8 protein-coding genes are annotated in these 13,304 nt (G+C 36.4%); all 8 read right to left on the bottom strand.

Annotated elements, in window-relative coordinates:
* Positions 1-5 precede the first annotated feature (5 nt).
* A complete protein-coding gene (locus BMZ76_RS05535) occupies positions 6-1,754 on the bottom strand; it encodes a cellulase family glycosylhydrolase (protein ID WP_091203718.1) in 1,749 nt (582 codons plus the stop codon).
* A 181-nt stretch (positions 1,755-1,935) separates the two neighbouring features.
* Positions 1,936-3,393 (bottom strand): glycoside hydrolase family 30 protein, encoded by a 1,458-nt coding sequence (locus BMZ76_RS05540; RefSeq protein ID WP_091203719.1) that lies wholly within the window; start codon positions 3,391-3,393, stop codon positions 1,936-1,938.
* Between the two features lie 27 nt (positions 3,394-3,420).
* Positions 3,421-4,878 carry a glycoside hydrolase family 30 protein gene (locus BMZ76_RS05545; protein ID WP_244281755.1) on the bottom strand — a complete coding sequence of 486 codons (1,458 nt, stop codon included), beginning with the start codon at positions 4,876-4,878 and terminating at the stop codon, positions 3,421-3,423.
* Between the two features lie 502 nt (positions 4,879-5,380).
* On the bottom strand, positions 5,381-6,469 hold the full coding sequence (locus tag BMZ76_RS05550) for a family 16 glycosylhydrolase (RefSeq protein WP_244281756.1): 1,089 nt from the start codon (positions 6,467-6,469) through the stop codon (positions 5,381-5,383).
* Positions 6,470-6,548: 79 nt separating this feature from the next.
* Positions 6,549-7,505, bottom strand: a complete 957-nt coding sequence (locus tag BMZ76_RS05555) for a hypothetical protein (protein ID WP_091203721.1) — start codon at positions 7,503-7,505, stop codon at positions 6,549-6,551.
* A gap of 7 nt (positions 7,506-7,512) precedes the next feature.
* Positions 7,513-8,610: a hypothetical protein gene (locus BMZ76_RS05560; RefSeq protein ID WP_143071052.1), complete on the bottom strand. Its 1,098-nt coding sequence runs from the start codon at positions 8,608-8,610 to the stop codon at positions 7,513-7,515.
* Between the two features lie 14 nt (positions 8,611-8,624).
* Positions 8,625-10,133 (bottom strand): RagB/SusD family nutrient uptake outer membrane protein, encoded by a 1,509-nt coding sequence (locus BMZ76_RS05565; protein ID WP_091203723.1) that lies wholly within the window; start codon positions 10,131-10,133, stop codon positions 8,625-8,627.
* Positions 10,134-10,147: 14 nt separating this feature from the next.
* Positions 10,148-13,258, bottom strand: coding sequence for a SusC/RagA family TonB-linked outer membrane protein (locus BMZ76_RS05570; protein WP_091203724.1), 3,111 nt, complete (start codon positions 13,256-13,258; stop codon positions 10,148-10,150).
* Positions 13,259-13,304: the final 46 nt, after the last annotated feature.

A 13,304-nucleotide genomic window follows, 5' to 3' on the forward strand; every position in this document is an offset into this window, starting at 1 on the left:
GCCTTTCATTTTTTTAACTCGACTGGAATTTTGAATTCTAAAAAGTTTAAATTGAAATTTCCTTTTTCAAAATGCACTTTAACTTTATTCATTCCTTGTTTTAAAACCACATTTTTTAATGTCACCGTTTTCCAATTATTTATTTCACCTGAAGATGGAATTGTTATTGTTTCAGAAATTCTCCCATTTTCATCTTCTAAATAAAGTTTCCCACCAGCGACATCACTTGCATACCGAATAGCAACATCAAAAGTAGTTTTGGCGTTCACCTCAACGGTGTATTGCAGCCATTCGCCATCTTCAATAAACGCAACATGAAATCCATTTGTCATTGCATCGTTACAAGACTGAATATCAACCCCATCATTTCGCATCATTCCGCCTTTGTTCCATTTGGTAAATTTAGTACCATCATAATTAGCGACATCTTTATCCAAATACGCGAATCCGTTTTGTCCTAAATCATATTCTGTTGCGAATATTCTCCCCGGCAACGAATGATTTTTATAATTCTTTGTTTCGGTTGTTTGAACTTGTCTGAACATTGCATCAATCACATCATGCCTAATAGTCAGTTTATTCATTTTGAAGTTTTCAGCAATTTGCAGTAAGGCGTTTTTAGCAAAATCCACTGTTGGCTTTTTTCCTCCGTTTTGCCAATATTCCAGCAATTGATCGTATTTTGGAGTTTTTGTTACTGACGTAACTCCAGCTAAGCTTTCAATTTTTTTCATTGGCCAAAAAGCCCAACCAATGTTATTAGACTCCATTAAAGAGATGGCTTCCTTGAACCAAACATTTGAGTTTTCGCCACTTTCTCCCAACCAAATTGGCACATTGTATTGGGTTCTGTAGTCCAACATTTTTTGGATCGACGCGGTGTTATTTTGATTCCAATATTTGTGAAAACTCAGCGCCATATTTTCATCCCAAAGCGGAAACATACCATTGTAATTATTCCCCCAGCAATTTCCTTCAATGAAAATTAAATGATTTGTATCAATGGCTCGAATCGCATTTGTAACTCGAACTTGCAACGCTTTTAAAGGCGCATTCGACGTTTCATCACAACCATTTTGATTCGTTCCCGTAAAATTCCAATTGGGCTCGTTGATAATATCATAAGCTCCAATCCAAGGATTGTCTTTGTAACGCACTGCTAACTTTTCCCAAAGTGCCACCATTTTATCCTGATTTGCTGTACTTTCCCAAAGTGATGGTTTTTCGGGGTCATAATCTGAGATATTGGCATCTTTTCCCTGACCGCCGGGAGCTGCATGCAAATCTAGAATCAAATAAATTTTATTCGCAGCACACCATTTCAATAAATCATCGGTCATTTTAAAACCCTCTTCCAGCCACGTATTTTGACCTGAAACCACTTCTTGTTCAATAGGCAAGGTATATAAATTATAATGCATCGGCAAGCGAACGGAATTAAATCCCCAAGCCGCTAACGAATCAATATCTCTCTTAGTTATTCCGTTTGCTTTGTAAGCATCATAAAATTTTTCGGTATTTTTGGCACCAATTAAATCCGTTATTTTTTGCTTAATCACATGTTGAGGACCAGCAAACGAACCGGTTTGAAGCATATAACCTTCCTGCACCATCCATCCGCCCAATCCCAAACCTCGCAAGATCACTTTTTGGTCATTCCCATCGACAATTTCTTGTCCATTTCTATGCAAAAAACCTTGTCCAAACGAGGCAACTGAAAAAGAAATAAAGGCTATTAAAACTATTTTTTTCATAAAGTTCTTTTTTTAAAATATATACCTGTTTACAATGTTACCTAGCAACAAAAAATAGCACACAGATTGAATGCCATATCACCGATTACTTTTTTTTAAAATCAGTGACAATTTGTGTAATTCGCGACGTCTATTTAGATATTACTACTGCGGATACTAGTAAAATAAGCAGTTTTGGAATTTAGTAAACCAATGTTTGAATCCCATGAGCCGGAATTATCACGACCGTTTTCTCCGTTGCAATGATTAAATTATATGTGACTTTTTTATCGCTTTGATTCATTACCACCGTAACCATTTTTCCATCTGTATTAAGGAATGACGTACTTATCAAACTGCTTCGACTTACTGCTGTGCTGATTCTCTTCGCATCTGGTCGAATAAATTTTGAGAAATGCCCAATGTAATAATAAGACGGGGTATAGATTAATTCTCCTGAATTAGTATCGGCATGAATAGGTGCAAAACAAAAATTCCCTACGTGATTGGGTCCGCCATTTTGGTCCAAAAGAATGTTCCAATCCGTCCAACCCACAGTTCCATTATTAAAATCGTTAATCATAGAAGTGCCGTATCGTTCTCCGTTTGCCCATAATTGGTATTTCTTAGCATCAAATCTTTCGACGCAACCTTCGGTAAATAATAAATTTTTCGAGGGGTAAGCTTCGTGTACTTTTCGAACATTATCAAACATTGGGGCTCCTCCTGCCCAAGTTTCATACCAATGAAATCCCATTCCCCAAGCATATTTTGAAGCTTCCGGGTCAGAGAAAATAACATTGGCTCTATGGTTCATCAAATCTCGATTATGATCCCAAACCACAATTTTTTTATCTCCTAAACCTTGTTTTTTCATTGTTGGACCAAGGAAATTCTTCAGGAAATCTCTTTCTGCTTCCGCCGAATACACGCAAGATTCCCAAGTTTGCGTTGCCATAGGTTCGTTTTGAACGGTTATTCCCCAAATTGGCATTCCTTCTTTCTCATAAGCTTTGATGAACTTCGTATAATAATTTGCCCACGACTGGTAATATTCAGGAAGTAAAGCACCCCCTTTCAGCATGTTGCCATTACTTTTCATGAAAGCAGGAGGACTCCATGGCGATACATAAAGCAATAATTTCCCGCCCGCCGTTTTTATGGCTTCTTTAATCATGGGTATGCGATATTGTTTGTCATGATCAATATTGAATGTCTTTAAATCCGTGTCACCCTCTTTGATATACGTATAACTACCGCTACTAAAATCCGAACTATGAATGGTGGTCCGCAACAAGGAATATCCAATTCCTTTTTCTTTATCATAGTAGGCGTTTAAAAATTCTTGTTGTTTCTCTTTGCTTAATTTTGCAAAAACCTCACCACTGGCATCTGTAATTGCGCCACCAATTCCCATAAATTTTTGAAACATTTTTGTTGGTTCCACAAAAACAGAAATCTCGGTTTCCAAAGGTTGTTTTGAAGTACCAAAGTTCAATTTATCGGTTTGTGTTAATCGTAAATCTGTATTTTCAGCTGTGGTATAAACGGTAATCGTTTTGTCTTTTGTAGAAAAATATTTAAGTTTAGCTTGGTTTTTTTGCTGCGAAAAAGCTAAAAAAGACGTTGCTAAAAGTACTACTGCGGTTATTTTTTTCATGATATTCATTGTTATGCGATTGCTATTTTACCAGATATACGTTGCTACTGATCCTGCTTCCAGTGAAGTAGTAATCCAATTTCCATTGTATTTAACATTAAAAATTTCAGAAGTGCTTCCATCATTTTCAACGATTAAAACTTTTTTCCCATCAGGCGTTTTAAATGCCACATTATTCAAATTTCCACTAAAGTTACTCAAAATTCGCACTGAACCAGCAGGAACAAATTTGGAAGCATGAGCAATTATATAATAGGCTACATTTCTTGTAAAACTATCACTGCTGTTGATCGTCAATGCACCTTTACAAGTAGTGCAACCACCGGGAGTATTTGGTCCAAAAGAAGCATTATTTGCTAAGTTCCATTCCAATGCTGTTTTACTCCAATTTCGCATGGAACCAATAATTACATTTTTTACATGCCATTTTAAATCCCCTTCAAAACTGCCTGTCGAAGACGTGTATTGCTCCGTAAAATAGATATTTTTATTAGGGAAAGCATTGTGAACTGCAGATAAAGCGCTTATATCTCCTTCATACAAATGAAAGGCAGAGCCGTCAATATAAGGATTCGCGCCCGGATCATTCAGCACCGCAATAGGATATTCCGGTTTGTTGCAATTATGGTCATACGCTACAATTTTAGTGGACAAATTTGCAGCCTTGAAAGCGGGACCTAAATGATTTTTTATAAAATCAGCCTGATGCAACGCAATCATCAACATGCTAGGATTATTGCCCGGATGCAACGGTTCGTTTTGTGGCGTAATGGCATCTATGGTGATTCCTTCGGCTTTCATTGTTTGAATGTATTTCACAAAATATTTTGCATAAACGGCGTAAAATTCCGGCTTCAAGCTTCCGCCTACAAATCCATTATTATCTTTCATCCAAACTGGTGGCGACCATGGAGCTGCCATAATTTTAATATTTGGATTGATTGCCACGATTTCTTTTAGCATTGGAATTAAATCCGTTTTATCTGGTGCCAAACTAAAATTATCCAAATTTACATCCGTTTGTCCGCTTGGCAAATCATCATAGGTAAATGGCGCTGCATTCAAATCTGAGGCGCCAATACTGACTCTCAAATAGCTAATTGCAATTGAATTATCATTATTTCCAAACAATTCTTTTAATAATTCTTGTCTCTTTTGCGCGTTTAATTGATTAATAACCTGTGCGCTGCCTCCCGTTAAAGTATATCCAAAACCATCGATTGTTTGAAACGTTTTAGTATCGTCAACTTCAATATTTGCATAATTATTATAAGCTGTGCCAAATGCTAAAATTGAGGTTTGCTTTTGAAGTGCCACACTTTGATTTCCTCTGGTCAACCAAAAATCCATTTGATTTGTTACTGCCACTGGCGGAGTTGGCGTTGGCTGTGGATCAACAGGCTCTCCTGACGGAGAACATTTTGACATAAGCAGCGTAAGGGTTAATACAGCTAAAAATTTCATACTATTTTTTATAGTGTTCATAATTTATTTAAAGTTTATTTCAACATAAACCAGTAAATGATGTGATGGATATTTCAAGTCTTTTGCATCGCATAAAACGGCATTTTTGTCTACATTCAAAATATTATTTTTCGAATGAAAAAAAATCTAGCAATTTAATTACGGATTCGTTGTGTTTAAAACTAGTGACTATTCCAAAAGACCCTAAAAATTTTATTTGTGTAGCATCGCGGCGCTCATCCATTTCTTTTTTAAGTATTATTATTCTGTCTACTCTAAACTTCAGGTGTATATCGCCATCAAAATAACAGGGCGATTTTTTGGAGTTGAGTTTTTTAATTTTCGAAAGAATAATTTAAATTTCTTATGCAAACAAACCACCGAGACAGTTATTTTTTCACCTGAATCATTTATACAGTTTTGATGAATTTATAGTTGTTGTTGCATACAACACTCCACTTGAGCTTCTGTCCAACTTACAAGCAGAAGCTCTTTATGAAGTCCTAACTAAACAAAAATATAATTAATTATAAACCCTAATGTAATCTACCTCAAAAGTGGAAGCCACGAAATTAGGATCTATTGCTCCGCCAAAATTTCCTCCCATTGCACAATTTATGATTAAGAAAAATTTTTGATTAAAAGGAAAACTAGCCGAATTTACAAACGTATAAAACAGTTGACTATCAACGTAAAACTTGATTGATTTTGCTGACCAATCTATAGAATAAACGTGAAATTCTGTGGCAGCATTTGAAATTAGCAAGTTTCCTGAATCGGGTGAATTTCCCGAACGTCCGGTAGAATGTAAGGTTCCATGAATCTTATTCAGATCGTTGCCAACATGTTCCATCATATCAATTTCTCCACAAGCCGGCCAACCCGCTGTACTTAAATTACTTCCTAACATCCATAAAGCGGACCAAGTTCCCGCACCCAACGCCAGTTTCGCTCTAATTTCTACTCTTCCGTATTTGAACGAAAATTTATCTTTTGTAAGGATTCGAGCCGAAGTATAATTGCTTCCACTGAAACTTTCTTTTAGCGTTTTAATTTTTAACAAACCATCTTGAACAATTATGTTTTCTGGTCGTTTAGTGTAATATTGGGATTCATTATTCCCCCAACCACCTGCGCCTAAATCATATCCCCATTTTGAGCTATCGGGTGCTCCATTAGCATTAAACTCATCTGACCACACTAAAACAGAACCTACGAAAACCGTTACTGAAACAGTGGAAGAAACAAATTGTCCTGAATTATATGCTGACACATATATAACATAAGTATTTGTACCCGCTGTTGTATAAGTGTAAGTAAAACTTCCGTTTGTTAACTCTTTGGTTTCTCCGTTACCAAGTAAAATTTTATAGGAAGAGGCATTAGTTGCACTGATGTTGAAATTAACGGTCCCGCTACCATCGCCGTTTGGATTTTGTGCTGTTGCACCAGCTACAGTTGCTGACACCATAAGATTTGAAGGTGCAGTCACAGTTCCGTCTTCCGTATTATTGCTTCCACTGCAAGAAAACAACAGGAAAAAATTAGTTAAAGCCAATAAAAATAAACAATTCGTATTTTTTGAAAATTGAAATGGCATATTATTTCCCATCCTTTAAAAATTTTATAAGATTAATTCTTACAATTAAGCTCAGACTTTTGACAGATCTGAGCTTACATTTTATTATTTATTATAGTGCCGGTTTCAATTTTAGATACCAAGCATTTCCAGTTTCGGTTCCTTGTACACGGAGAAACAAATACGTTGGTGTTATAACCAAAATCTCATATTCCTTTTGAACTGCACCATATCCTATGAAAGTATTCGCGCCAGACAATAAAATACTGGTTTGAGTAGAAGTGGAATTATCTTTATTAGTAGGTACTTTTGGCGCTCCTGATGACGCTGGGATGAAACTAAAAACAGAAGTTCCACCACCGTAACTATAACATCCTTCATCTCCTGAACCTGGAATACCCGGAAGTGTCGTCAGTGAACCTGTTTTTGTGAACGCACCGTCCGGAGTAGCAACTTTCAGTGAGAACGTTCCAGAAACGGCAACTGTGGCAAAAGTAAAAGTAGCTGTGTAAAAACAATTTGCTGAAGCTACTTTTTCATTAACACCACCGGCCCACCATTCTGGTCTGATAGAAGCAATGTTCCAAGGACCAACACCAATATGTCCTGCAACACTTTTATCTACTACCCATGTTTTTGAAGCATTATTCGTTAAAGCAGTAACAATTTCTGGAACAACAGTAAAATCACTTCTTACCGTTATATCTTTAGTAAGATTAGTCGAAGTCCCTCCTTTGCCAAAAGCAATAACAGTGATTCTATACGTGTTTATCCCAACAGACGTATATTTTTTAGTAGTCTTACCCGTTGGTAAATAAACTAAATCCATTGGAGTATTGGCATCATAATCTATTTTATACGAAAGAGCATTGTCTCCAGTTACAGAAATTTTTACGTTTCCTGAACCGTCACCATTTGGATGCGCTGCATTAACTCCGACAACCTCAGTATTGATTACAACATTTGCAGGTGCCGATAAATCGCCCAAAGTATATTCTTCTTCGTTGCAGCTACTAAATATTAGTGCTATTATGAAAAGCCCTAAAATGTATTTGATATTTGTTTTCATATTTTTTTTAATTAGTTAATCTAATATTGTCTATATAAATTACTTCTCCTGATCCTTTCGCTGAATCATCGTATCTAAATACAAGTTGAGTGAATTTGGCATTAGCAGGAATTGCTGCAATTGTACTGAAATCAAAAACTAATTCTTCCCAAGAATTGGCTACAGTATTCGCTACTTTTAAAACAGCAACACCATTTGCAGGCGTTCCACCTACAGCCCATTCCAATTCTACATTTAGACTTTTACCAACTTCGGTTGCGTACAGCAATAATTTGATTTTCTTTCCTATTGCAAAATCTATTGGAGTATCTAATGGAGAATAGGTTCCGCTCCAAGATTCTGCCCCTAAAGATTTAGTATATCTCCACACCTTGGCGCTAGTGTTTAACCCTGTTGGAAAAGGATTGGCTAATACGGCTGTTGAAACCCCTCCAAAAGTTCCGCCAACTCCATAATTTTGAGTCGCTAATTCATAGGTGATTGGTAACCCATAAGCATTGTATATAATTGTTGGTGTCATTTTTTCCGTTTTGGCGGCACCACCGCTTAACGCAACAACTTTTACATTATAAGTTCCGGCAACTGCATAATCATGAGAAAGTTCTCCGTCATTAGATAATGGCGTTCCAACTTCATTAGTAACATCCCCAAAATAAACTAAGTATGATTTTGCATAATCTGCTTTGGCTTTTACTTTTAAATTGTGAATGCTTTTATTTAAAGTAACAGTTACGTTTTCAGGTGCTCTATAGACAACATCTAATGGAAATGTTTGCTCAGTTGTGGCTCCAGAAATTGATTTGGCACTAATTTTTACCGTATACTTCCCTTCCGGATAAATATGGGTTGTACTAGCTCCAGGAACTACCGTCACTGGCGATACCGTTCCATGACCATAGTCTACTTTAAACGAAACAGCACCATTTGCGGTAGGAGTGATTATTACTTTTCCTGAGTTATCAGAGCTGATATCAAATATTTTATTAAGATTAGCAGATGATTCTGTGCCTAAAAGAGCCGTATCATTGTTAATTCCCTCAACGGTACAACTTGTGGCTACAACTAGCATTAGTATAAAGCTGAAAATTAATTTTATCTTTTTCATAATTTTATCTTTTATTAATTATAGCCTGGATTTTGTTTCAATTTAGTTCCCTGCAGTTCTCTGAGTGGTATAGGGAAAATTTCATCTTTACCGGCAACAAAACCTCTGTTTGATAATTTAGAAGCTGCATCACCCCATCGAACAAGATCAAAAAATCGGTGTCCTTCCCCTGCAAGCTCCACTCTTCTTTCATTTTTAATGGCCGCAAGTGTAACGGGAACAGAAGGCAAACCAACTCTTGATCTAACTGCATCAAGCAAAGCTTGTGCTCTTGCTCCTGAACCTAATGCTTCGGCTTCCATTAAATAAGTATCCGCTAATCTGATGATATAAGAATTTTGTTTGTAATTCAATTCTGCAGCTCCACCACCCGTTCTTACATCTTCTTTGCGAGGAAGAAATTTGTTTAAAAAATATCCTGTATCTTGATATCCTCCAATATAATCCGCTTTACCAGCAGCTTTTAAAGCTTTCAAATCTAATATTGTAGCACCAAACCTTGGATCCAACTTTATGGCATCATATAAATCTTGTGTAATAACATTAAAACTCCATCCAGAAGGTAAATTTGGCGCTGTAGAACCTGAAGTTCTTGAATAACTTCTAGGACCTACCATAACATTCAACGAATTTCCTTCGTCGCGACCAGAACCCCAGAATCCCCAGTCAGAATTACCGGCACTGGTATGAGAAACCTCAATAAGTGACTCTTTATTGAACTTATTAGAAACTATCCATAAATCATTAAAATTGGTCAACAATTTATTCCCATATTGATTTGTTCCACCTGGCGTACCATTTACTAATGCTAGAACAGCTGCTGCTTCCGTTTTTTTACCCTCTTGTAAATACACTTTTCCAAGCAAAGCTTGTGCAGCACCTTTTGTAAGACGTCCAGATTCTGTATCAGCAGGAACAGTTGAGGGTAAAGTGGCGATTGCATCGATCAAATCTTTTTCTATTTGAGCATAGACTGCATCGGGTGCTGCTTGCTCAACTTCATACATATTAGTAGCTGTCAAAGGATCTAATAATAATGGAACATTCTTAAATATTCTAACCAAGTTGAAATAATACATCGCTCTTAAAGCCTTTGATTCTCCAGAAAATCGAGCTTTCACATCATCGGGCATAGCAACACCCGGTAATTTTAATAATAAAGTGTTGGCCCTAAAAACTCCTTGGTAATGATCATTCCAAAAACTTTCAGGAACAGTTGTACTTGTGAGAGTATGTGTAGAAAAACCTTGAATTCCTGCTCCATCCGAAGCGCCACCACCACCAGCAAAATGATCATCTGAACCAGCATTCATCATGCCTACCATGTTTTCGAAACCACTTGTGTTTTTTCTAATTGGGTCATAAACGCCCACCAAAGCTGCGGTAGCTTGGCCTTGATTTGCATAATAATTATCCGAAAGAAATGACCCCTTTGGCGTTACCTCTACAAATTCTTCAGAACAGGAACCGAATGAAACTACAGCTGCTGCAATAAATAAATATTTAAATTTTATCGTTTTCATAATTCTTAATTTTATTAAAATTGTAAATTAGCTCCAAGCATAAATGTTCTTGCTTGTGGGTAAATCCCTTTGTCTATTCCAAAAACACCTCCGCCAATTTCAGGATCATATCCTGTATATTTAGTCAAAGTCAACAAGTTTTCAGCGGTTACATAAAAGCGTACTTTACTGGCGCCTATTTTGCTCACAGCATCAGTTGGCAATGTATACCCTAATTGAACTAATTTCAGTCTCAAATAATCTCCGTTTTCAAGATAAAAATCGGACATTTTACCAAAGTTACCATTGGTATCGTTATTTGTAAGTCTAGGAAAATCATTTGAAGTTCCTTCACCAGTCCATCGGTTCAAGGCGATTGTTTGATAGTTGGCATTTCCAACATCCAATCTGCGCAATCCTTGAAAAATTTTATTTCCTGCCGCACCTTGGGTAAACACCATGAAATCGAAGTTTTTATAATCTAAGTTCAAGGTCAAACCAAATGTGTATTTTGGAATATTGCTTCCCAAAAATTGCTTGTCATTATCTCCTATTGAACCATTACCGTCTGTATCAACCCAACGGAAATCGCCAGGACGTGCATTTGGCTGAATTAAACCATCTGATGAATTCTTATATGCATCAATTTCTGCTTGATTTTGAAAAATACCTGCTGTCCTGAATCCGTAAAATGAATTGTACGACTGCCCTACTTGAGTTCTTGTTACTGCTCCCATTGCCTGAAAAGAAGCATCACCCACCAAATAATTAGAATCTGAAGCCACATAAGTGACTTTATTTTCTAAGTACGCTACATTCCCATTGGCAGAGAAATTAAAATCCCCAAAAGCCTTTTTATATCCTAGCTCAACCTCAATCCCTTTATTATCCATATCAGCTACGTTTCCTGTAGGATTTGAAGCAACCCCAACATAACCTGGGATATTTATAGGACGCAAAATTCCGCTGGTTGTTTTCTTGTATAAATCTACCGTAAGGTTTACATTAGTAAAAAATTTCGATTCAAAACCAATATTTGTTTGAGATGTTTCCTCCCATCTCAAATCAGGATTATCAAGTGTAAGGTTCGCATAACCTGTAGTTATTGCTCCTGTATTTCCAAAAGAATAATTATAACCCCCTGCTACTAAAGAAAGATACCTGAAATTTGGTATTGCATCATTTCCAACCACTCCATAACCACCTCTAATTTTCAACGTATTAAGCACATTGCTTTCTTTCCAAAAATCTTCTTTGGTCACTACCCATCCTAAATTAAACGATGGAAATACCCCAAATTTATTATTTGCTCCAAAACGACTTGAACCATCGCGACGAATAATTCCTGTAAACAAGTACTTTTCTTTAAAATCGTAATTTACGCGTGAGAATAAAGAAGTCAGTTTATGTTCTACCAAATCGTATGTGCCGCTACTTCTGTCTGATTGTGGAATGTCAAAGTTGAAAGAAGCATCACGATAATCTAAAATCGGCAATCCAAATAATGTAGAACCAGATCCTCCTCCAATATTATCTACATAAGAACCTTGCCCAAATAAAACCGTTAGATTATGGCTTCCGAATTGATTTGCATACGTTAATATGTTTTCAACATTCCAAGCAAAACTTTTATTTTCATTTTTACTATAGCTGTTTTTAAGCACATTTGAAGTGGCACTTAAATAAAAAACAGGGGTAAAACCTTGTCCACCCCAAGAAGATAATTTCCCACCAACAGTTGATCTAACTTTAATATGTTTTGTAATAGCCGCTTCTAAATAGGCATTTCCTACAATATCATCCGACATACCATAACCACCTAATCTAGTTTTTGCATAAGCCAAAGGATTCGTCATCTCTTGACCTACTATACTTGAAATTCCATAAGGATTTCCATTTGCATCACGGATTACAGGATTTGTACTGTAAGGCGCAGCATTCACTTTTACTGGATCTGTTTCTATCAAAGGAGTGGTTGGATCCAAGTTGATTGCCGAACTTAATGGCCCTCCAAACTCACTATTTGTATTACCGATACCAACTGTTTTTTGTCTTGAAAATCCAAAAGTTTGACCAAAAGTAAATACTTTAGATAATTTGTGAGTCGAGTTCAAACGGAAATTCTTTTTAGTATAGTTTGAAATTTCAGTAGAAACAATTCCTTCTTGATCTTGAATTCCAAAAGAAGCATAAAAATTAGAAACATCACTTCCTCCACTGATACTTAACTCATGAGAGTAACGAAAAGCATTCGTATTGAAAATCGCTTTTTGCCAATCTGTACCAACACCTAAAGCAGCTAAATTAGGAAATAGAGCAGATCCTCCAGCCGCAACCGATTTTTCATTTAATAAAGCCCCATATTGAGTAGCGTTTAGTAAATTTAAAGTCTTCTCTGGTGATGAAATTCCTGTAAACCCATTGTAGTTTACAGAGATCTTTCCAGATTTTCCTTTTTTGGTTGTAACCAAAATAACACCTGTAGCAGCACGTGTTCCGTAAATTGCCGCAGAAGCAGCATCTTTCAACACTTCAATAGATTCTATATCCGATTGATTCAGAAATCCAATTCCTCCTGCATCTACAACAACACCATCTACAACCCAAAGAGGATTATTACCTCCATCTCCAAAAGTAGTTACCCCCCTTATTCGAATTGTAGAAGATGAACCTGGTTGACCAGAACTGGCAGCAATGGTGACACCTGAAACTCTACCTTGCAAAGCCTGTTCAATACGACCATTAGGGACTTTCTCAAGATCTTTAGCTCTTACACTAGATATCGCACCAGTAACAACGCTTTTCTTTTGCGTACCATAACCTACTACAACTACTTCCTGTAAGGTTTCAGTTGTTGGTTTCAGTTTTACATCAATTCGATTTCTTCCATTAATAGGTTCTTGAACTGTTTTGTACCCTACATAACTAAACTCTAAAGAGCCTTTTAATGCGGCCTTTATTTGATAATTCCCATCAAAATCCGAAGCCGTGGCTTTGAGAGTTCCTTTAATTAAAATGGATACTCCTGGAATAGGTAGTCCGTTTTCATCATAAACTTTTCCATTTACTGTAATATCTTGTGCTTGTGAGTAAACTGAGAATAGAACAGATAAAAGACAAAAAACAAACAATTTTGTAAATTTCATATTTCTAAAAATTTTGGTTAATTAATTGGTAATTTAGAGCAATAGT

It is taken from the genome of Flavobacterium xueshanense (assembly GCF_900112975.1).
Classification (GTDB): Bacteria; Bacteroidota; Bacteroidia; order Flavobacteriales; family Flavobacteriaceae; genus Flavobacterium; species Flavobacterium xueshanense.

Bases quoted from the DNA above. Each gene is read 5' to 3' on its own strand.
- BMZ76_RS05565 (WP_091203723.1), bottom strand. From the start codon at position 10,133: ATGAAAACGATAAAATTTAAATATTTATTTATTGCAGCAGCTGTAGTT.
- BMZ76_RS05560 (WP_143071052.1), bottom strand. From the start codon at position 8,610: ATGAAAAAGATAAAATTAATTTTCAGCTTTATACTAATGCTAGTTGTA.
- BMZ76_RS05570 (WP_091203724.1), bottom strand. From the start codon at position 13,258: ATGAAATTTACAAAATTGTTTGTTTTTTGTCTTTTATCTGTTCTATTC.
- BMZ76_RS05545 (WP_244281755.1), bottom strand. From the start codon at position 4,878: ATGAACACTATAAAAAATAGTATGAAATTTTTAGCTGTATTAACCCTT.
- BMZ76_RS05535 (WP_091203718.1), bottom strand. From the start codon at position 1,754: ATGAAAAAAATAGTTTTAATAGCCTTTATTTCTTTTTCAGTTGCCTCG.
- BMZ76_RS05540 (WP_091203719.1), bottom strand. From the start codon at position 3,393: ATGAAAAAAATAACCGCAGTAGTACTTTTAGCAACGTCTTTTTTAGCT.
- BMZ76_RS05550 (WP_244281756.1), bottom strand. From the start codon at position 6,469: ATGGGAAATAATATGCCATTTCAATTTTCAAAAAATACGAATTGTTTA.
- BMZ76_RS05555 (WP_091203721.1), bottom strand. From the start codon at position 7,505: ATGAAAACAAATATCAAATACATTTTAGGGCTTTTCATAATAGCACTA.